Raw genomic sequence first — 20,019 nt, forward strand, 5'->3', positions numbered from 1 at the left:
GGGTCAGCGGCCGGTGGTGTGGGTCAGCCGGTGAAGGGGATCCAGGTCTGGTCGGCCAGGGTGGTGGCGTCGCTGGCCTTGAGCCCTGCGTCCGACACCGTCCACAGGGTGTCGCCGATGACCATGCAGCGCTGGATCGTCGGCGTGGCGGGCGCGAAGCCCTTCGGGCTCTGCTCCTTCGGGTGGGTGATCGTGCCGCGGCTGGAGATCGAGTCGTCGCCGACCTTCAGCACCAGGGCGGAGGTGCTGTAGTCGTCGCTCCGCTCGCCCCAGTTGCTCAGCGGCAGCATGGCGAGCCCGGTCGCGGGCCAGTACAGGAACGCGTGAGGGTCCCACTCGGCCGCCGAGCGGGCGTTCTTCTGGTGGAACTGGGCCAGCCTGACCGGCTTGGCCGGGTCGGCGACGTCGAACAGGGAGATCTGGTTGCCCAGCGTCCTGCCCTGCTCGTTCGCCTCCTGGCCGATGCCGAGCAGCCGTCCGTCGCCGGCCGGGTGCAGGTAGGCCGAGTAGCCGGTGATCTTCAGTTCTCCCGTGACCTTCGGGCGCGCCGGGTCGCGCAGGTCCAGGGTGTACAGCGGGTCGACCTGGCGGAAGGTCACGACGTACCCGACTGGGCCGATGAAGCGCACCGAGTAGATGCGCTCGCCGTTGCCCAGGCCGGTGACCTCGCCGGTCTTGGCGAGCGTGCCGGCGTCGAGCACGTACACCGCGCTGGAACTCTTCTCCGCGGCCGCGCCCTGGCCGCCGGACGAGGTGGTGGCGATCCGCAGGTTCCCCTCGTACTCCGACATCGCGTACTGGTTGAGCAGCCGTCCGGGCACCGCGGCGGAGGCGACGTACTCGGGGGCTCCCGCTCCGCTGATGTCGAACCGGTGCACCTCGGTCCGCTCGGGCGGCTGCTGCGCGGACGTCCCGCTCGGGGAGCCGGTCGGGCCCGCGCTCGGCGTCACGGTCGCGGTCGGCGTCACCGCCTCGGTCGGCGTCACCGTGGGCTCGGGCAGCAGAGAGGGCATCGACGGGTCGTTGCTCGGCTCGACCTTCTCCGCGGGCGGCGTGCTCGCCGGGTCCCTGGGCGCGACGGTCGCGCCGGCGCCGCCCGGAGCGACCGTCGCGCCGGTCTCGGCCGGCGTGGCCGTCGCCGGGGGCGGGAGGGGCGTGTCGTCGATCATCGCGTCGCGGAACCACCAGCGGGGGTTGCTGGTGACGTACAGGCTGGTGGAGGTGCCGTACACGGTGTCGCCATCGGCGGCCACGCTGATCGGCTCGTCGCCGTCGAACCCGGTGGCCTCCAGGTCGATGGTGTGCAGGGTCAGCATCGACGTCCCGGTGTACTGCCGGGGATGGCTGATCCGCTCGCAGGCCACCTTCTCCTCGCGGGTCGAGCCGTCGGCTCCGGTGATCTCGTACGCCGGCCGCCACGCGTCGACCGGCGCGTCCCGGATGATCTTCTGGTTGCGCTCGGTCAGCTCGGCTTCGGTATCGCCGGGGCGGGGGTTGGGGTCGAAGGTGATGTCCGGCTGGGACCGGACGACGACGCGCACGGTGGAGCCGACCATGCGGGCGTCCACGTGGGACCCCGAGGTGGTGATCGATCCGAGGATCTTCATGGCCTTGAGGTCGACCAGCATGTACTCCGGTCCCATGAGGCCGGCGGCGCGCTTCTCCATGGCCCCGAACGTGACCATCCCGCCGCCGGAGAACAGGACGAGCGCCCGGTCGCCGTGGATGAGCAGTTCCGCGGGGACCCAGCCCTTGTCGGCGGTGGCCAGCCGCAGGGTGCCGGTGACCTTCTTGGTGGCGGCGTCCACGACGCGCAGCACGCCGCGCGCGTAGGTGACGATCCGCTCGCCGTCGGTCTTCACCAGGTCGGGCTCGTCGACGCCCGCCTCGTGCACGTTGGTGGTGGAGTGGCTGGGGACGGCGGACTTCGCGTCGGCGGTCGCCCGCGCGTCCATCGACCTGCCGGTGGCGGTGAAGATCCGGCCGGGGCCGATGCCCCAGGGGCCGACGTTCTTCGCCGTCGCCTCGCGCAGCGAGGCGAGCATGTCGTCGCAGCCGGTGTAGGCGACGAGGCGGATGTCGCCCAGCGTCACCACCGGCGCGCCCTGCGGGGCCGTACCGGTGCCGCCGTCCGTGCACGCCGCGACCAGGAGCCCCGTGGCGAGCGCGACGGCGGCGGCCGTACCGATCGAAGTCCTCATGCCCCTATGACGATTCCGGACGGGGCGCGGTTCAGGACGGCCGGTGGCCGGCGTCCACAGCGGCGTCCACAGCGGCGCCCACAACGGTGTCCACAGCGGTGCGCGCTCAGTGCGCGCCGGCGGACCCGTGGGCGGATCGGGGCCGGTGTCCCGGCAGGGATGAGCGCCGATGAGCGCCGATAGACTGTGTGCACCGCGGCGTCTTTTCTTGGGGGTTTTCCGTTGTCTGAGTTCGACACGGTCCTTGTCGTCGACTTCGGCGCGCAGTACGCGCAGCTGATCGCGCGCCGGGTCCGCGAGTGCCACGTGTACTCCGAGATCGTGCCCTCGACGATGCCGGTGAGCGAAATGCTCGCGAAGAACCCGAAGGCGATCATCCTGTCCGGCGGCCCCGCGTCGGTGTACGCCGAGGGCGCGCCCGCCGCGCCCGAGGGGCTGTTCGACACCGGCGTGCCGACGTTCGGCATCTGCTACGGCTTCCAGGAGATGGCGCGGGTCCTCGGCGGCAAGGTGGCGCAGACGGGCGTCGCCGAGTACGGCGGCACGCCGCTGACCGTGGGCAGCGAGGGCGTGCTGTTCGCCGGTCTGCCCGCCGTCCAGTCGGTGTGGATGTCGCACGGCGACAGCGTCGCCGCCGCCCCCGACGGCTTCCGGGTCACGGCGTGGACGCCCGACACCCCGGTCGCGGCGATGGAGCACCCCGAGCGGGGCCTGTACGGCGTCCAGTTCCACCCCGAGGTGCTGCACTCCGAGCACGGCCAGACGGTGATGAAGCACTTCCTCGACGCGGCGGGCTGCCGCCCGTCCTGGACGATGCTCAACATCGTCGAGGACGCCGTCGAGGCCGTCCGCGCGCAGGTCGGCCCCGAGGGGCGGGCGATCTGCGGATTGTCGGGCGGTGTCGATTCCGCGGTGGCCGCCGCGATCGTCCAGCGGGCCATCGGTGACCGCCTGACCTGCGTGTTCGTCGACCACGGGCTGCTGCGCAAGGGTGAGGCCGAGCAGGTCGAGCGCGACTTCGTCGCCGCCACCGGGGTGAAACTGCGGGTGGTGGACGCCGCCGAGCGGTTCCTCAAGGCTCTGTCCGGGGTGTCCGACCCCGAAGAGAAGCGCAAGATCATCGGCCGCGAGTTCATCCGCGTCTTCGAGGACGAGCAGCGCGCCATCATGGCCGACGGGCCGGTCGACTTCCTGGTCCAGGGCACGCTCTACCCCGACGTGGTCGAGTCCGGCGGCGGCACGGGCACGGCCAACATCAAGTCCCACCACAACGTCGGCGGCCTGCCCGACGATCTGCAGTTCACCCTGGTCGAGCCGCTGCGCACGCTGTTCAAGGACGAGGTGCGCCGCGCCGGCGAAGAGCTCGGGCTGCCGCCGGCGATGGTGTGGCGCCAGCCGTTCCCCGGCCCCGGGCTCGGCATCCGCATCGTCGGCGAGGTGACCCACGACCGGCTGGCGATCCTGCGCGAGGCCGACTCCATCGCCCGCGAAGAGCTCTCCCGGGCGGGTCTCGACCGCGAGATCTGGCAGTGCCCGGTGGTGCTGCTCGCCGACGTGCGCTCGGTCGGCGTCCAGGGCGACGGCCGCACGTACGGGCACCCGGTCGTGCTCAGGCCGGTGACCAGCGAGGACGCCATGACGGCCGACTGGTCCCGCGTGCCGTACGACGTGCTGGCCCGCATCTCCACCCGCATCACCAACGAGGTGCGCGAGATCAACCGCGTCGTCCTCGACGTCACCAGCAAGCCCCCGGGCACCATCGAGTGGGAGTGACCCGGACCGGCACTGTGGCGCACAAGCGGCATATTGGGGCAAAGCGGAACGGATATCGCGGTCGGCGGTTTGGACGGGCGCTGACCGAGTAAATTCTGGCTGATGCTTCCGGCTCGGCCGCGCACCGCGTCGCCCCCCGCTGACGGTCCGGGTCTTTCCGGGCCGAGGTTGGCGTGGCTGGACGCGATCAGGGGTGTCGGGGCCACGGCCGTGCTGCTGGAGCACATGTTCTACCGCTTCCTGCCGGGGCTGCGGCCGGGCTGGTTCAACCTCGGCATGTACGGCGTGCTGGTGTTCTTCCTGGTCAGCGGCTACATCATCCCCGCCTCGCTGGAGCACAGGGGTGACGTCCGGGCGTTCTGGACCGGCAGGTTCTTCCGGCTCTACCCGCTGTACCTGCTGGTCATCGGGCTGGTGCTCGTGTCGCTCCCGCTGGTGCCGCTGCGGCCTGCGGTCGTGCCCGACGCGCCCACGGCGGCCGCGCACGCCACCATGCTCCTGGACGTGGTCGGCTCGGCGGGCGTCGCCGACACCATGTGGACGCTGTCGTACGAGATGGTCTTCTACCTGCTGGTGACCGTGCTGTTCGTGACCGGGCTGCATCGCCGCAGCGGCGTGTGGGCCGTGGCGTTCGCGCTCGCGGCGATGGTCGTCGGCCTGCTGCTGGCGGCTCCCGTCCTTGACCGCGGTCCGGCGGCTCTCGTCGCGCTGGCCGCCTTCGCGGGCGGGCTGGCATGCGTCGTCATCGGGGCGGGCAGGGCGCGGCCGGCGGGCGCGCTGATCCTCGGCGGCCTCGCCGTGACGCTGGTGCTGCTCGGCAGCCGCACGCCCTGGCTCGGCCCGGCGATCCTCGCCGTGATGTTCACCGGCACCGTGATCCACCGCTGGGAGCGCGGGCAGGTCACCGGCCTGGGCGCGGTCGCCGGCGTGGCGTTTCTGCTCGCGGTCATACCGTTCTTCGCCTTCCCCTCCGGCGTGTGGGCGTCCCCCCGGATGTGGATCAGCACGCTGGCGCTGGTCGCGGCCACCTTCGCGGGCGGCATGGCGCTGCGGCGCCGTACGGTGCCGCGCCCGCTGGTCTGGCTCGGGGTGATCAGCTACTCGGTGTATCTTGTGCACCATCCGCTGCTGAAGCTCTTCCTCGCCGTGTTCGGCGACCCGCGCCGGCTGCCGTCCGGGGTACAGGCGCTGCTGGCCGTCGCCTTCCTGACCGTCGTGCTGGCCGTGAGCCGGCTGACCTACCTCTTCGTCGAGCGGCCCATGCAGCGCGCCGGGCGGCGGCTGGCCAAGGCATGGGCGTCCCCGCGCCTGTGCCCGCGCGAGGCGCCCGGTTCCGGGGCATGACGGAACATGGGCGAAGGAGGAACGCGGCATGGAACCGACGCGGGTGCGCGTCCCGGCCAGACGGCTGGCATGGCTGCACGGTGAGCTGGCCCGATGGCAGGCGGAGGGCGTCATCGACGCGGACGCCGCGCAGCGGATCTCCGGCCGCTACGTCGCCGGCCGGCGGCTGAGCCTCGAACGCATCGTCCTGCTGCTCGGTGGCGGCTTCCTCGGCATCGGGCTGATCTGGGTCGTCGCCGCCAACCTGGACCGGCTCTCGCCGCTGACGCGGTTCGCTGGCATCACGCTGGTCTGGCTGGCCGCGGCCGTCCTCGGTGAGGTGCTCGCCGGGCCGGCGGTCAGGTCGGCGGCCCGGCTGGTCACGGTGCTGGCCGCCGGGGGAGTGATCTTCCAGGCGGCGCAGAGCCTGCAGGTCCCGGCGTACAGCTCCAGCCTGCTGGGCGTCTGGGCGGGCGGGGCGCTGGCCTACGCGTACGCGACCCGCGCCGCCGGGCCGCTGGTCGCGGCGGTCGCCATCGGGTCGGTCTGGTACGGCTGGTGGACCGGCGAGCAGACGGGCGCGGCGGGGGGCGTCGCGGCGTCCCTGATGGCCGCGGGCGCGGCCGCCGTCTGCCTGGCCGTCCTGCACGAGCGCCGCCCGGTCTCACCCGCCGCCGGTGAGGGGAGTGCCGGTGAGGGCGCCGCTCATCAAGGGGCCGATGCTGAAGCCGGGGCCGGGTGGGCCGGGACGGGCGCCGGAGGAGCGCCGCGGGCGTGGGCGGCGCGGTTCGCGGAGGTGTGGCGGCTCGGGGGGTTCGTGCTGGCCTTGACCGGGCTGTTCGTCGCGGCCTTCCCCGGCGTCAGGCAGGACGACATGTACGGCTCGCCCGCTTTGTGGTCGGGGCTCGCCGCCGCAGTCGTGGCCGCCGGCGCCGCGCTGGTCTTCGGTGGCCCCGACGGCCGCCGGGAGGTTCTGGCGGCGCTCGTCATGATCGTCGCCGTGCTGGGACTGGTCGCCTGGGCTCCCGCCGAAACGCAGACACGGTTCGGCGGGTTCACCGCGGCGCAGACGGCCCGTGCCGTGGCCGGCACGCTGGTGTACATCCTCGCGGCGAGCTGGCTCGCCGTCGTCGCCGCCCGGCGTGACGCCTCACATCTCGTGCTGCTGGCTACCGTGGCCCTGGTGATCTTCGTCACGGCACAGAGCTTCGCGGTGTTCCAGCCCTTGCTGTCGGGCGCCGCGCTGTTCCTGGCGCTCGGGGTGATCTTCATCGTCTCCGGGATACTGGTGGAGTACGGGCGCCGCCGTCTGATGGAGGCGACCAGATGAGCCCCTCACCCTCACGAGACGAGCACGCGAACGCATCGTCGTCACGAGGCGAGCATGCGAACGCCTCGCCGTCGCGTGCCTCCCGCCGCGCCTTGATCCTGGTGGCCGTCGCGCTGCTGGTCCAGGCGGTGCTGCTGGCCGCGGTGCTGCGACCGCAGCTCTCGGCCAGGGTCGCGGGGGACGAGTACCGCATGGCCGCCGGCCCGGTGGATCCGGTCGACCCGTTCAGAGGCGCGTACGTGATGCTCACCTACCCGGGGCTGCCGTCCGCGGAGGGCCAGGCGGCGGGGCAGGTGTACGTGCCGCTCGTCCGTGACGGCGCCCTGTGGAAGGGCGCCGGCATCGAGAGGCGGCGCCCGGCGGCCTCGCCGTACCTGACGTGCGACACCAACGGGTATGGGCGGCTGACGTGCGGCATCGACAGCCTGTTTCTGCCCGAGGACAAGGCGCGCCGCGTCCAGTCGGAGCTCATGGCCGACCGCGCGGCGGCCGTACTGAAGATCGATGACGCCGGAAACGCCGCCCTCGTCGACGTGGTGCCCCGTTAGCGCCGCCACCAGGTTGCCCGCCGCACGGCGGCGCCGGCTTCGCCGCACCACTTCCCGCCGCCCCGGCGCCGAACCCGAAACCGTCACGGCTGGTGGGATGGCGTCTGGTCTGGTGGTGTAGAGCGTGGCGCCGTCACGGTCAGCGGGATGAGAATCCGGGCCGGTGCGGAGTGCGGCACCGTCACGGCTGGTGGGATGGCGCCTGGACTGGTGTGAAGTCTGGCGCCGTCACGGCTTGTTGGGTGGGAATGCGGGCTGGTGTGGAGTGCGGCACCGTCACGGTCGGTGGGATGGGGCCTGGTCTGGTGTGGAGCGTGGCGCGGTCGCGGGCTGGCGGAGGAATGCGGAAGGCAGTGGCCGGCGAAGTGCGGTGGTCGTGCGGCCGGGGGTGTGATCAGTCGTCGAATTCGCCGTCGCGGACGCCTAGGACGAAGGCGTTCCACTCGGCTGGTGTAAACCTGAGCACCGTGCCGTTGGGGTCGGCTGGGTTGCGGAGCGCGACCGCGCCACCGGGAAGGTACGCGATCTCGATGCGGTCGTCGGACGTGCTGCCGGGAGCACTGAGCCAGGTGGCGTCCGAGATGTCCATCGCGTACAGCTCGGCCTTCTCGCGCCCGTCGCTCATCGTCCGACCTGCCTCCGTCGCTGCGGGTTGGGTCACGCACGCAACGTTAGCAGCCACCCGGCCACGGCAAGCGGGCATCGGCGCCACCCGGCGGGCGGCATTTCAGTTCCAGCCGCCCACAGGGTAGACCTCCCCGGCGGCGAGCGACCTGCCGCGGAGCAGTGACGTGACCGGGACGACGTGGTAGCCCTTCTTCTCCAGCGTCGTCAAGATCTTCGGCATGGCCTTCACCGTCTCGGGCCAGACGTCGTGCATGAGGACGACGCGGTCGCGCTTGGCCAGGCCGATGACCTTCTTGGTGATGGCGGCGGTGTCGCGCAGTTCCCAGTCGCGGCTGCTGGCGTTCCACAGGACCTGCGACAGGCCCAGCTCGGCCGCGATGCCGCCCACCCGCTCGTCGGTGTCGCCGTACGGCGGGCGCATGAGGCCGGGCCGCTTGCCGGTGGCCTTCTCGATGGCGTCCTGGGTGCGGGTCAGCTCGTCCCTGATGTCGTCGTCGGGCAGGGACGTCAGGTGCGGATGGTCGAAGGTGTGGTCGCCGATCTGGTGCCCCTCGCGGGCCATCCTGCGCACGATGGACCGGTACTTGCCGACATGGGTGCCGACGAGGAAGAAGGTGACCTTCGTGCGATGCCGCCGGAGCAGGTCCAGCAGTTTGGCGGTGTAGGGTCCGGGGCCGTCGTCGAAGGTCAGCGCGATGCACTTCACCTTGGCGCAGTTCACCTTGGCCGCCGCGGACGAGGCGGCGCCGTGGGCCGCCGCGGGCGAGGCCGTGCCGTTCGCCGTCGTGGCGCGAGCCGTCGAGCGAGTTGCCGTCGTGCCGGTCGCGGTGCCGCCGGTCGTGCCGCCGGTGGTGGTGCTGTCGGCGGTGGCCATGGCGGCGGGGGCGGCCGCCAGCGCGATGGTGGTCGCGATCACGATCGGTGTCCAACGCCGCATCGAATCTCCTCCTTGCTCAGCGCCGCGTCACTTTATCCCAGCCGCACTAATAACCGGATAAGGCGGTCAATAACGGTATGGGTCCGGCAGCAGGGATGAAGCGCTGAGAACGGGCCGGGCGAGGCGCGACACGGCTTCGTGCGACCCGGGGTCAAGGCCTCGGAGGCAGTCGCCGGTAGCGGTCAAGAAAGCATCTAGAGATCTCATGTTAGTTACAGACGGTGAGTTTTCGGTGACTTCGCGTGGCCATGCTGGCAGTCATGAGGTCCTATTCGCTCGATGACGTCCTCGCGACGCGCAAACGCAGAGACTCATGGTGGACGGTGTTCATGGTCGACCCGGTGGCCTGCCGGGTGGCACTGTTCGTAGCGAATCGCACCGAGATCACCCCGAACGCCCTGACGCGTTTCTCACTGGTCCTCGGCATGGTCTCCGCGGCCTGCTTCGCCGCGAACCGCCTGGTGCTCGGCGCGGCGCTGTTCTACGTGAGCTTCATGATCGACTGCGTCGACGGCAAGATCGCTCGGCTCAAGGGCACCGGGACCCCGTTCGGACTCTGGCTGGACTACGTGGGCGACCGCATCCGGGTGGTCTGCTGCGCCGCCGGCCTGGCCTACGGCCAGTACGCCGCGACCGGCCGGCTCGCCTACGTGCTGCTCGGCGCGGGCATCGCCATCCTTGACCTGTTCCGCTACGTCAACGCCCCGCAGATGAAGCGGGTGCGCCAGACGATAAAGGCCCGCAGGCGCGCCGCCCGCCGCGAGGAGCTGGCCGCCGTCCGCGACGCCATGGCCGTGGAGTCGCTGGCACAGGACCCCGAATACGACATGCCCTACGCCGCCGCGGCCTCCGTCGGAGAGCCGTCCGATCCGCCCCATCCGTCCGCCCCGCTCCACCCGTCCGGCCCGTCCTCCTGCGACCTCTACGACCCCTACGACGCGTACGAGCCGTACGACCAGTTCGCCGACCGGTCGTACCGGTTCGAGGACGCCCCGCCCACGCCGTACCCGCGCGCGGGGCACCAGGAGCAGCCGCCCGGTTCCGGCGACCAGCCCGCGGAGACCTACAGCGGGCCGGTCATCCCACGCCAGGCCTCCCCGTCCAGCGAGTACGACAAGGCCTACCCCTACGACCGCGCGGCGCCGTTCGACCAGGCATTTCCGTACGAGCGGCCCGGCCCGCACGGCCACGCCGCCGCGTCCGGCCACGGCGCGCCCGCCGACGGGGCGGCCCACCGGCCACTGGCGGGGCCGTACCACCAGGTGCCGCAGCCGCCGGAGGGCGACGAGCCGCCGGTCGGCCTGCGCCGGCGTCTCGGCCGCCACCTCGCCCGCCACCGCGTGCGCACGCACCTGATGAGCGGCATCGAGTTCCACGCGGCCGTGTTCGTCCTGGGCCCTGTGCTCGGGCCCTGGGCGTTGCTGCCGGTCACCACCGGCGCCGGTGCCCTGCTCGTCCTCAACGAAATCTTCCTGGTCTACCGCATGTGGCAGTCCACCCGGGCCCTCGCGGCGGGAGCCGCGCACGCCGCTCCCGGCCCGGACGACGAGCGGCACGTGCGGACCGATCCGTTCTTCACGGGGGTGTAGATCCATGCGACCTGACCGGCCCATCTTCGTCATCGGCTGCCCGCGCTCCGGCACCACGATGCTGCAGCTCATGCTGCACGCCCACGAGCGGATCGCGGTGCCGCCGGAGACCCGCTTCCTGCTTCCGGCCTACTTCCACCGGCGCCTGCACGGGGACATGCGCGACGAGGAGAACCGCCGCAGGCTGGCCGAATGGATCGTCACCGACAAGAGCACCAAGTTCCGCGAGCTGGGACTCGACCGCGCGGTCTACGTCCGCAGGGCCGTCGAGGGACCCGCGTCGCTTGGCTCGGTGATCGGCGAGGCGTTCCGCGCGTACGCCGAGCGGTTCGGCAAGCCGCGCTGGGGGGACAAGCGGCCGAGCTACATCAGGCACGTGGACGTGCTGCTGCGGCTTTTCCCCGACGCCCAGTTCGTCCACCTGGTCAGGGACGGGCGCGACTGCGTCGCCTCGCTCAAGGAGATGCCGTGGTACAACCTCGACGTCTTCCACGCGATCGCCACCTGGGCCGAGGCGGTCGACCTCGGGCGCCGGTGCGCCGAGCGGCTGCCGGCCGGCTCGTACTACGAGCTGCGGTACGAGGACCTGACCGCCGACCCGCAGGAGGAGCTGGCCAAGCTGTGCCGCTTCCTCGGCGAGGAGTTCGACCCCGCGATGTGCGAGCCCCGGCGGATGGCGACCACGGCCGTGCCCGTCCACAAGGTCTGGCACAGCAACACCCACCGGGAGGTCACCCAGGCCAGGGTGGGCACCTGGGCCGCCCGGCTGGAGCCCTGGGAGATCGCACTGTGCGACCGCGTACTGGGCGGGCGCCTGCGCGCCAGGGGTTATGAGCCGGCGGGCGGCCCGCGGCCGTCCCCGGCGCACCTGCTGGCCTACCGCAAGACGGCGGCCCGGAGGTGGCTGTCCCGGTGCGACCAGCTCGCCCGTGACCAGGTGAACCGCCGCCGCGAACCCGGTCCGGTGGCGGCCATGCTCACCTCGGGGCAGCTGACCGCGGTGACCGTCCCCGCGCCCCGTCACCCGGCTCAGACCCTCGTCGACCGCTGACCGTCAACGGTCGACCGCTGAACGGTGACCGCTCCGCGCCCGGCGTTCAGCGTCGGGCGTTCAGCGTCGATCGTTCGGCGCCGGCCGTTCAGTGCCGGTCGTTCAGCGGCGGACGTGGGCGAACAGGGCCTCCCAGCGGTCCAGGACGTTCTCCGGACGGAACGCCGCGGCGTGCGCCCGCGCCGCGGCGCCCAGACGGCGCCGCCGGGCCGGGTCGGCCATGAGCGCGCTCAGCGCGGCGGTGAACGCGTCGACGTCCGCGGGCGGCACCAGCACCCCGGTCATGCCGTCGCGCACCAGCGAGCGCACCCCTCCCGAGACATCGAAGGCCACCGAAGGCATGCCGTACGAGGCCGCCTCCCCCACGACCAGCGGAAACCCCTCATGCTCGCTGGAGAGCCCGAGAATCGCCCCGTTGAGGAACTCCCGGCCGATCTCCGAAGCCGGCACCCGTCCCCGGAAGACCACGCGGTCGGCGATCCCGAGCGAGGCGGCGTGCCTGCGCAGCCGGGGCAGCTCGGGCCCGTCGCCGAGCAGGTGCAGCTCCCACCGGCCGCGCGTGCGGCCGGCGCGCGCGAAGGCCGTGATGAGCCGGTCGAAACGCTTGACCGGGGTCAGGCGGCCCACGCCAAGCACCCGCGGCACGTCCAGGAAGGACGTCGTGTCCGGCCAGGCGCGCAGCGGGCTGGGCAGGTGGGCGGCGTTCGGCAGCAGCGCCTCCTCGGCGAACCGGCGGGCGTCCTCGGGACTGAGGAACACGGCCTGGTCCAGGGCGCCGTAGTCCCGGCGCACCGCGGCGAAGTGCGCGCTGCCGCGGGCGTGCTCGAACGAGCCGTGGTACTGCCCGATGGCGCGCAGCCGCGGCGGCAACAGGTCGGCCAGCCAGGACACCGCGCCCGGGGAGGTCAGCACCGCGTACCCGGGGCCGATCGAGGTCAGCAGCCGTGCCACCCGGCCGCGCGCCACCCATCGCGCTCCCTGGCCCAGCGGCCGCCGCTGCACGACGTGCCGCTCGTACAGCGGTCGTTCGACGTACCGGAACGGGTCGGGCGTCCGGTGCAGGCCGATCACGTGCACCTCGTGCCCTCGCATGGCCAGTCCCTGGGCGACCGTGTGGGTCGCCTGCTGGACGCCGCCGAGGGCGTCGGCGTCCATGCAGGCGAACACGACCGCGTTCATGCGCCTCTTTCCCCGGGACTCTCCCCGGCGTCCCCGGGCAGGCCGGAGAAGAAGGCGTCCACCACGCGCGCGGTCGCCTTGCCCGTCTCCTCGGAGCAGAACATGGCGGCGAAGTCGGCGTACCGCTTGGCGTACTCCGCGCTCACGGCCGGAAGGTCGCGCAGCGCGGCGATCAGCTCGGAGGTGGTGGTCAGGACGGGCCCGGGGGCGATCTCGCGCAGGTCGTAGTTGAGGCCGCGCTCCACTCGCACGTAGTCGTCGTGGTCGTCGGCGTACAGCAGGATCGGCCGGCCGGTGCACGCGTAGTCGCAGATGATCGAGGAATAGTCGCTGACCAGCGCGTCGGAGGCCAGGATGAGGTCGTTGACCTCCGGATACGACCCGGCCGGGCGGACGAAGCGCCGCACCCGCTCGGGCACTGTGAAGCGGTCGGCCGGATGCGTGCGCAGCACCAGCACCCACTGGTCGGCGAGCGCGTCGGCCAGCGCGTCGAGGTCCACCCGCACCGACGTGCCGCTCCGCCCGGCCAGGTCGCGGTAGGTCGGCGCGTAGAGCAGCACGCGGCGGTCGCCGGGGATCTCCAGCGCCTCGCGCACCCGTGGCCCGGCGGTGGGATCGCCATTGACCAGCACGTCGCAGCGTGGTGAGCCGAAGCCGAGGACGGCGCCGGTGTACTCGTTCGACGGGACGAAGACGCGCTCGAACTCCGGGCCGGGGGAGACCAGCGCGTCCCAGCGGGCCACGGCCGCCCGCCACCGCTCGCGGGGGCCGGGGAAGTCCCCGCGCAGGCCGGGTGACTCGAACCCGACCGTCTTCAGCGCCTGGCCGTGCCAGGTCTGCAGGTATCGGGTGCCCTTGGGCTTGGGGAAGTCCAGCGGGAACCCGTGGCTGTCCACCCAGTAGCCCGCGCGGGCCATGATCCAGACGTACCGCCAGCTCATCCGCCGTACGAGCGGCACGTCGCCGGGGAAGCCCGCCGTGTGGCCCGGGGTGTCCGCGCGCGCCGACCAGAGCACCCGCAGCGGCAGGCCGCGGCGGCGCACCTCCTCGTAGATGTACCGGGGGTTGCCGGTGTACGCCGCGCCGAGGTCGGACTCGAACAGCGCCAGGTCGTGGCGGCGCGGCACCACCTGGATCAGCCGCCGGTACACCCACAGCTTCAGCCCGGCGTCCCCGGCGAGGGTGCGCAGCGAGCGCAGCCGCGCGGCACGGCGCAGCCCCTGCGAGGGACGCCAGGACACGCGCAGGATGGCGCTGTCGCCGCGCGGGGCGAACGTCACCTCGTGCCTGCCCACCATGAGCGTCAGCGGAGGCGTGGCGGGGTCGACCAGCAGGCGGTCGCTCGTGCGGTGGCCGTCCTGGCGGACGTAGGCGATGCGCACGTCCCGTCCGCCGTCGAACCCGAGGCGGCCGAGCCTGGCGCCGGCCAGGTCCATCTCCACCTGCGTGAGGTAGCTGCCGTCCGGCTGCCGCCGCGGTGACAGCGGCACCCGCAGCCCCTTGACGGTCAGCTCGGCGTCGGTCTTCCAGCGGCGCAGCACGGCGAAGGGGTCGTAGGTGCGGACGGTCATCGACACGACCGTCCCCCGGCAGGAGATCTCGCCCACCTCGTGCCTGATCCGGGACGCGGTGAACGGCAGCTCGGCCAGGCGCAGCGGCGTGATGTCCATCCCGGGATCGGCGCGCGTGCCCCAGTACGTGCGGCCGTCCACGCGCAGGGCGTGGCGGGGGCCGGCCTTGGGGCCGGTCAGGGATCGGGCGGCCACCAGCAGGTCCTCGGCGCGGTCCGCGCCGACCAGGTGGCAGCACACCCTGGTCATCGGCTCGGCCCGCTGGAGCGCGCCCGGTTCCAGCTCGTCGAGGTAGGGGCGCACCACCGCGGCGAACTCCTTGACCCGCACCTTGTCGTGACGCGGCAGCCTGTTGAGGTGAACACGCAGGTCATGGGCGAGGAAGCGCTGCTGGCGGTGTACGACGAGGTCGGAGCAGCCGTTGTCCCTCAAGATCGCGTCACTGATCTGCGCGGCGCGCACCCGATGGCGGACGTCGTCCATGTCGCCGCCGGACGCCGAGAGGGAGGTCCGCTCGGTGGCCCGGTGCCAGACGTAGACCGTCCACGGCACGATCGCGAAGCGGCGGGCCGCGCAGAACAGCGCGGCGGTGAAGACATGGTCCTCGTAGTGGATGTTCTCGGCGAAGCGCAGTGCGTGCTCGCGCAGGAACGCGGTGCGGTAGAGCTTGTTGGTGGCGAAGCCGTCCAGGAACAGACGCGGCTCGGCGCGGATGCCGTCCACCACCCGGCGCGGCCGGAAGAGGTCGGGGTGGTACCGCTGCGTGCGGCCGGTGGACTCACCCGGCCGCGAGATCTGCCCGGCCGCGAAGTCGGCGCCGGTGCGCTCCACCTCCAGCAGCAGGCTCTTGCACGCGTGCCGGGTCAGTTCGTCGCCGCCGTCGAGGAACATGACGTACGGCGCGCGCGCGGCGTCCAGGCCGGTGTTGCGCGGAGCCCCGCAGTGCCCGCTGTTGGCCTGCCTGCGGATGTACCTGACCCGCGGGTCGTCCAGCCGGGCCACCACGGCGGGGGTGTCGTCGGTGCTCGCGTCGTCGACGATGACGAGTTCGAGGTTGCGCAGCGACTGGCCCAGCACGGAGGCGATGGCGCGCGGCAGACGGGCCGAGTCGTTGAAGGTGATGAGCACAACGCTGACGTCCGGCTGCATGGCTGGTCTCCCGAGTCGGCATTGACCCTGACCGGGGTATTCCCGGGCGGATGCCCGTGCTGTCCGCCTCGGCGGAGTGCTGACCGGGGCTTGCCGTGACCTTTGTCGCCACCGGGGCGCGTGGCGCGGGCCGTGTCGGTGGAGTGCTGGCGTAGCGCGATATCGCCTTCGTCAAGGATCCGGTGGTCTAAGTTGATATGTCGCCCTCTTCATGACGACTGCCGTTCAGGGGCGATCCGGCTCCGAACTGGTCGCCACGTCCACCCCCACCGGCGGCAACGGTGCGTACCCGGCCAGCGCCGAGCGCTTGGCCGGATGGGTGGCCAGGCATGGCCGGCTCGACGGCTGGTCGGATGGTCGGGCGGGCGGGCGGCCACCGTGGGCGGCGCGGCTTGTGTACTCCCGGGTCAGTGTGGTGTTCTTCGGCGCCGGGTCGGCGGGTCGGGGTACGGCGAAGCCGGCGCCCTCGTACGGCGCTCACCCGGCCGGTGGCTTCGGGGTGCTCCTGCTAGCGGCGGGCGAGCAGGCGGCGTACCAGCCAGGCCAGAAGAACCACCAGGGTCAGGCCCGCGACCGCGGGAGCGACGCGCTTGAGCACCGGCACGCCGGCGATCTCCAGCAGGTCCAGTGCCTCCTCCTCGGCGGTGCGGGACGTGCGGGCGGTCCCGGCCGGGTGCACCTCGCGGCCCGCGGCCTCCTCGGCGAAGGCCGGCTCATAGGCGTCCGGCACCGCGGTGAGGTGCCGCGCGGGCTGCTCGGCCACCGGCGGGTGCTCGGCGATGCCCGGTCGCTCGGCGATGCCCGGTTGTTCGGAGACGGCCGGCTGCTCGAAGGCGGGTGGCTCCTGCCCGACCAGGGGGACCACCTCGGCCGCCTCTTCCCCTTCGGCGCTCAGCAGGGCGGGTTCTGGCTGGTTGAACGGGGTGGTGGCGGGCTCGTCGGACAGCGGCGGGGCGGTCGTCTCCGGCGTCGCCGGGCCTGCCGCCGGACCCGCGGCCTCGGCGGGGGCCTCGTGCAGCAGCGCCGCCAGATTGGCCGCGAAACGGTCGAGCAGCTTGGCTCCGACCTCGGCCATCACGCCACGCCCGAACTGCGCGGGACGGCCGGTCACGTTGAACGAGGTCTCGACCTTGACCCGTGTCTGGGTGCCCTCCCCGGACAGCGCCGCGCTCACCGTCGCGTTCGCCGTGCCGGTGCCGCGCGCCTCCTTGCCCGACGCCTTGAGGGTGAGCGCGTGGGCGTCCTTGTCGACCGACTCGAAGCTCGCCTCGCCCCGGTAGGTCACCGTGATCGGGCCCACCTTCACCTTCATCCGCCCGGCGAAGACGTCGCCCTCCGCGCTGTCCAGCGCCGCGCCCGGCAGGCACGGAGCCACCCGCTCGACATCGAGGAGCACTGCCCACGCCTGCTCAAGGGGCACCGGGACCGTGAACTCGTGCTCGAACCGCATCGTCATCGACCCGCTCCTCATCCAGGTGCCGCCCAGCCGGTGCACAGTCGACGGCCCTTGTCGCTCTTGCGACATTATGACCATCCACATCTACCTTGCTACCCCAGGGAATCGTCACGCATCACCCGCCCCCACCCCATACGCCTTCCGCCGCGTCACACCATCTGTGCGGCTCCGCTCGGGGTCCGGGTAACGGTCAGCGGGAGGTAAGGGGGGTTTCGGACTCGACACGGGTGAGCTTCTCGGGGTTGCGGACGTAGTACAGGCCGGTGACGCGGGCGTCTTCCACGCGGACGGCCAGCACGCCGTCGATCACGCCGTCCAGGCGCAGGATGAGTCCTGGATTGCCGTTGACCGTCGTGGGCTCACTGCTGAGGGTGCCACCTGCCTTGTCGACACTGCCGGCCATGTAACGGAGCACGTTGCCGGCGCTGGCGAGCGGCCGCAGGGCCGCCTGCCTGAGGCCGCCGCCGTCGCTGACGAAGACGACGTCCGGGGCGAGAACGTCGAGCAGTCCCTGCAGGTCCCCGGTCATGAGCGCGGTCTGGAACGAGTTCAGCGCCGCCCGGGTCTCGTCCGGGGAGGCCGGTGTGCGCGGCCGGCGGGCGTCGACGTGCCGGCGAGCGCGGTAGGCGATCTGGCGTGCGGCGGCGGGACTCTTGCCGATCGCGGCCGCGATGTCGTCGTAGCCCACGTCGAAGACCTCGTGCAGCACGAAGACGGCGCGTTCGCAGAACCTCACCGAAGTCCTCGATCGCGTCATCGGAGCCGGTCACGAGCTGGTGCAGGCGGATCCGCTCGACGAAGTCGGGACGCCGATTGACCAGGGTCACCGACACGCCATCGCGCCGGGCCAGGCGATTGGCCGCCATCACGCCCCCGTACCCGCCGCCGACCACGACCACCTCGACGTTGCCGTTCATCATGTCTCCCTCGTGTTGTGCACTCGGCATTGAGACACCGGCCGCGCATCCGCCGTAACACCCCACGGATGAGACGTAGCGCACATCGGACGCAGTAGAGACACTCCCCCTGTCGACGGCCCGATGTCCGGCCGTCCGCCCACTCACGGGCACGGCACCCGCCGCCTGGCCCCGGCCGCCCGCTCGATCGCGGACAGCTCGGCCAGTTCCGCAGAGACATATTCGCATATTTCTCGTTTAATTGTGGAACACAGAATGCGTCGAACGCGATTTATGTCGTCAATACTGCAAAGTTTTGGTCAGGCTTTCGCCTCGATGTAATATCGCCGCCATGCCAACTCAAGAACATGAGGCGCTGATCCTGCTTTTCCGGAATCGTCCCGCTTTGGCCGCTGAGCTGCTGGGTGAGGCATTCGGTGTGGCGCTACCGGAGTACAACCAAATGAAAATCGAATCGGGGGATCTGACCGAGTGTCCGCCGGTGGAGTACCAGGCGGACGCGGTCGTGGTGCTCTCGTCGGGCGCGTCGCCGGTGCTGGCGGTGGTGGTGGAGGTCCAGCGCGGCCGTGATCCGCACAAGCGATGGAGCTGGCCGGTGTATCTCGCATCGGTGCGAGCGCGGACGCGCTGCCCTGCGATCCTGCTGGTGGTCTGCTCCGAGGCCGCGATCGCGCGGTGGTGCGCGAGGCCGATCGAGATGGGACACCCGGGCTGGCGGCTCGTCCCCATGGTGGCCGGTCCGGCGAACGTTCCGGTGGTGACCGATCCATCCGCCGCGGTTCGCGCACCGGAGTTGGCGGTGCTGTCGGCGATCGCTCATGGGGGTGACATCGAGGCGCAACCGATCATGGAGGCGCTGCTCGCCGCCCTGGCGGTAATCGACGAAGGTCAGGCACGGTTGTACGCTGATTTCGTGCTGATGATGCTCCCTGAGGCGGCTCGAAAGCATATGGAGGTATTGATGGCTACCGGGACTTACGAGTACCAAAGCGACTTCGCAAAGAAATACGTCGCCGAAGGCAGGGCCGAAGGCAAGGCCGAGGGCAAGGCTGAAGGTCGGGTGGAGGGGAAGGCCGAGGCGGTTCTGATTCTGCTCGGGGTGCGGGGGATTGCGGTTTCCGATGAGGTTCGGGGGCGCATCCTGGGCTGTGCGGACGTGGCGCAGCTCGATGAGTGGATTCAGCGGGCCGCCACCGCCGATGCCATCGACGACCTGTTCTGCTGAGGGGCTTCTGTACGGGCCTGTTGTTCTTACCGTTCCTTGCTCTTCTGCTGGATGTTCTCGGTGACCGCTGTGTGTCGTTGCGGTGCCTGAACCGCGGACGGGGCGCCGCGTCCCGGGTGGTGGGGACGCGGCGCCTGGGGTGGTGGGTCAGACGGCTGCTGCGGCTGTGAGGAGGGCGCGGCGGGTGAGGACTGCGGCCAGGTGCCGGCGGTAGTCCGGGGTGGCGTGGAGGTCGGTCGGGGGAGAGGTGTCGTCGGCCGCCGTGGCGGTGGCGTCGCGGAGCGCGTCGGGGACGTGGGCGCCGTTGCGGGCGGAGCCGTTGGGGGTCCCGGGACCGCCGGGGGCGAGGCCGGAACCGTTGGCGGTGCCGTTGGCCGCAGAGCCGTACGAGGCGGCCGAGCCGTTCAGCTCGACGCCCCGGACCGCCGACTCCACCTGGGTGGCGCGGACGGGGGTGGGGCCCATGTTGGTCAGGCCGACCCGTGCCTCCTCGATGCGGCGGGGTTCGCCGCCGGTGCCGCCGGAGACCCGTACGGCCGCCGCGACGCCGACGATGGCCCACGACTGGGCGGTGCGGTGGAACTTCTCGTAGTGGAAACCCCATCCCGGGCCAAGCTTGGGCACCCGGACGGCCGTCAGGATGTCGCCGGGTTCGAGGGCGGTCTCCAGGTAGTCGAGGAAGAAGTCGCGGGCCGCCACCACCCGCTCGCCTGACGTCGAGTGGATCAGGAACTCCATGTCGAGGGCCAGCGCCACCGCGGGCAGGTCGCCGGCCGGGTCCCCGTGGGCGAGGGAGCCGCCGAACGTGCCGCGGTGCCGCACGGCGGGGTCGGCCACGGTGGCCGCCGCGAGCGCCAGCAGCGGGCACTCGGCGTTCACGATCGGCGAGCGGACCACCTCGTCGTGGGTCGTGGCCGCGCCGATCAGCACGTCGCCGTCCTCGTCGCGGACGCCGTGCAGTTCGCCGAGCCGGCCGACGTCGACGAGCATGCTCGGGTAGGCCAGTCGCAGTCGCAGCAGCGGCAGCAGCGACTGCCCTCCGGACAGCACCTTGGCGTCCTCCCCGGCGTCCGCGAGCGCCGAGACGGCCTCGCCGAGCGAGGACGGGCGGACGTAGTCGAAGGATGCGGGGATCACCGGGCG

15 protein-coding genes and 1 pseudogene are annotated in these 20,019 nt (G+C 71.9%); 7 read left to right on the forward strand and 9 right to left on the reverse strand.

Features of this window, described 5'->3' with window-relative positions:
- Window positions 1-23: 23 nt before the first annotated feature.
- Complete coding sequence (locus tag ACZ6QO_RS17305; protein WP_465851720.1) at window positions 24-2,201, reverse strand: beta-propeller domain-containing protein; 2,178 nt, start codon at window positions 2,199-2,201, stop codon at window positions 24-26.
- Window positions 2,202-2,387: 186 nt separating this feature from the next.
- Between ACZ6QO_RS17305 and guaA the strand changes: the two genes are divergently transcribed.
- From guaA to ACZ6QO_RS17325, 4 genes are all read left to right on the forward strand, one after another.
- Complete coding sequence (gene guaA, locus ACZ6QO_RS17310; protein WP_465851722.1) at window positions 2,388-3,974, forward strand: glutamine-hydrolyzing GMP synthase; 1,587 nt, start codon at window positions 2,388-2,390, stop codon at window positions 3,972-3,974.
- Between the two features lie 168 nt (window positions 3,975-4,142).
- Window positions 4,143-5,318, forward strand: coding sequence for an acyltransferase family protein (locus ACZ6QO_RS17315; protein ID WP_465851724.1), 1,176 nt, complete (start codon window positions 4,143-4,145; stop codon window positions 5,316-5,318).
- 28 nt (window positions 5,319-5,346) lie between these two features.
- Window positions 5,347-6,627: a DUF2157 domain-containing protein gene (locus tag ACZ6QO_RS17320; RefSeq protein ID WP_465851726.1), complete on the forward strand. Its 1,281-nt coding sequence runs from the start codon at window positions 5,347-5,349 to the stop codon at window positions 6,625-6,627.
- Entirely contained in the window at window positions 6,624-7,175 is a 552-nt protein-coding gene (locus ACZ6QO_RS17325; RefSeq protein WP_465851728.1) for a GDYXXLXY domain-containing protein, read from the forward strand. Before ACZ6QO_RS17320 ends, ACZ6QO_RS17325 begins: the two co-directional genes overlap by 4 nt.
- Window positions 7,176-7,569: 394 nt before the next feature.
- On the opposite strand, the gene ACZ6QO_RS17330 is transcribed toward ACZ6QO_RS17325, so the two are convergent.
- Both ACZ6QO_RS17330 and ACZ6QO_RS17335 read right to left on the reverse strand, forming a co-directional pair.
- Window positions 7,570-7,836: a DUF397 domain-containing protein gene (locus ACZ6QO_RS17330; RefSeq protein ID WP_465851729.1), complete on the reverse strand. Its 267-nt coding sequence runs from the start codon at window positions 7,834-7,836 to the stop codon at window positions 7,570-7,572.
- A 66-nt stretch (window positions 7,837-7,902) separates the two neighbouring features.
- Window positions 7,903-8,739, reverse strand: coding sequence for a polysaccharide deacetylase family protein (locus ACZ6QO_RS17335; RefSeq protein ID WP_465851731.1), 837 nt, complete (start codon window positions 8,737-8,739; stop codon window positions 7,903-7,905).
- 260 nt (window positions 8,740-8,999) lie between these two features.
- Between ACZ6QO_RS17335 and ACZ6QO_RS17340 the strand changes: the two genes are divergently transcribed.
- Window positions 9,000-10,328 (forward strand): CDP-alcohol phosphatidyltransferase family protein, encoded by a 1,329-nt coding sequence (locus ACZ6QO_RS17340; protein WP_465851733.1) that lies wholly within the window; start codon window positions 9,000-9,002, stop codon window positions 10,326-10,328.
- 4 nt (window positions 10,329-10,332) lie between these two features.
- Window positions 10,333-11,379, forward strand: coding sequence for a sulfotransferase family protein (locus ACZ6QO_RS17345; RefSeq protein WP_465851734.1), 1,047 nt, complete (start codon window positions 10,333-10,335; stop codon window positions 11,377-11,379).
- Window positions 11,380-11,481: 102 nt separating this feature from the next.
- Here the strand turns inward: ACZ6QO_RS17345 and ACZ6QO_RS17350 are convergent, their stop codons facing one another.
- From ACZ6QO_RS17350 to ACZ6QO_RS17370, 5 genes and pseudogenes are all read right to left on the reverse strand, one after another.
- Window positions 11,482-12,558, reverse strand: coding sequence for a glycosyltransferase (locus tag ACZ6QO_RS17350; protein WP_465851736.1), 1,077 nt, complete (start codon window positions 12,556-12,558; stop codon window positions 11,482-11,484).
- Window positions 12,555-15,278, reverse strand: coding sequence for a bifunctional glycosyltransferase/CDP-glycerol:glycerophosphate glycerophosphotransferase (locus ACZ6QO_RS17355; RefSeq protein ID WP_465851738.1), 2,724 nt, complete (start codon window positions 15,276-15,278; stop codon window positions 12,555-12,557). Before ACZ6QO_RS17355 ends, ACZ6QO_RS17350 begins: the two co-directional genes overlap by 4 nt.
- A 508-nt stretch (window positions 15,279-15,786) precedes the next feature.
- Window positions 15,787-16,734, reverse strand: a complete 948-nt coding sequence (locus ACZ6QO_RS17360) for an SRPBCC family protein (RefSeq protein ID WP_465851740.1) — start codon at window positions 16,732-16,734, stop codon at window positions 15,787-15,789.
- A gap of 190 nt (window positions 16,735-16,924) precedes the next feature.
- Window positions 16,925-17,470, reverse strand: coding sequence for a sigma factor-like helix-turn-helix DNA-binding protein (locus ACZ6QO_RS17365; protein ID WP_465851742.1), 546 nt, complete (start codon window positions 17,468-17,470; stop codon window positions 16,925-16,927).
- 52 nt (window positions 17,471-17,522) lie between these two features.
- Window positions 17,523-17,879 (reverse strand): annotated as a pseudogene (locus ACZ6QO_RS17370) (NAD(P)-binding protein); the annotation flags it as partial.
- Window positions 17,880-17,982: 103 nt separating this feature from the next.
- Between ACZ6QO_RS17370 and ACZ6QO_RS17375 the strand changes: the two are divergent.
- Window positions 17,983-18,876 (forward strand): RpnC/YadD family protein, encoded by an 894-nt coding sequence (locus ACZ6QO_RS17375; protein WP_465851743.1) that lies wholly within the window; start codon window positions 17,983-17,985, stop codon window positions 18,874-18,876.
- Window positions 18,877-19,023: 147 nt separating this feature from the next.
- Here the strand turns inward: ACZ6QO_RS17375 and ACZ6QO_RS17380 are convergent, their stop codons facing one another.
- The gene (locus tag ACZ6QO_RS17380) at window positions 19,024-20,013 is read right to left on the reverse strand and encodes an FAD binding domain-containing protein (protein WP_465851745.1); all 990 of its coding nucleotides are present in this window, start codon (window positions 20,011-20,013) and stop codon (window positions 19,024-19,026) included.
- Window positions 20,014-20,019: the final 6 nt, after the last annotated feature.

Source organism: Sphaerisporangium sp. NPDC049457 (assembly GCF_055586705.1).

Bases quoted from the DNA above. Each gene is read 5' to 3' on its own strand.
- ACZ6QO_RS17305 (WP_465851720.1), bottom strand. From the start codon at position 2,201: ATGAGGACTTCGATCGGTACGGCCGCCGCCGTCGCGCTCGCCACGGGG.
- ACZ6QO_RS17320 (WP_465851726.1), top strand. From the start codon at position 5,347: ATGGAACCGACGCGGGTGCGCGTCCCGGCCAGACGGCTGGCATGGCTG.
- ACZ6QO_RS17325 (WP_465851728.1), top strand. From the start codon at position 6,624: ATGAGCCCCTCACCCTCACGAGACGAGCACGCGAACGCATCGTCGTCA.
- ACZ6QO_RS17335 (WP_465851731.1), bottom strand. From the start codon at position 8,739: ATGCGGCGTTGGACACCGATCGTGATCGCGACCACCATCGCGCTGGCG.
- ACZ6QO_RS17340 (WP_465851733.1), top strand. From the start codon at position 9,000: ATGAGGTCCTATTCGCTCGATGACGTCCTCGCGACGCGCAAACGCAGA.
- ACZ6QO_RS17345 (WP_465851734.1), top strand. From the start codon at position 10,333: ATGCGACCTGACCGGCCCATCTTCGTCATCGGCTGCCCGCGCTCCGGC.
- ACZ6QO_RS17350 (WP_465851736.1), bottom strand. From the start codon at position 12,558: ATGAACGCGGTCGTGTTCGCCTGCATGGACGCCGACGCCCTCGGCGGC.
- ACZ6QO_RS17355 (WP_465851738.1), bottom strand. From the start codon at position 15,278: ATGCAGCCGGACGTCAGCGTTGTGCTCATCACCTTCAACGACTCGGCC.
- ACZ6QO_RS17360 (WP_465851740.1), bottom strand. From the start codon at position 16,734: ATGACGATGCGGTTCGAGCACGAGTTCACGGTCCCGGTGCCCCTTGAG.
- ACZ6QO_RS17375 (WP_465851743.1), top strand. From the start codon at position 17,983: ATGCCAACTCAAGAACATGAGGCGCTGATCCTGCTTTTCCGGAATCGT.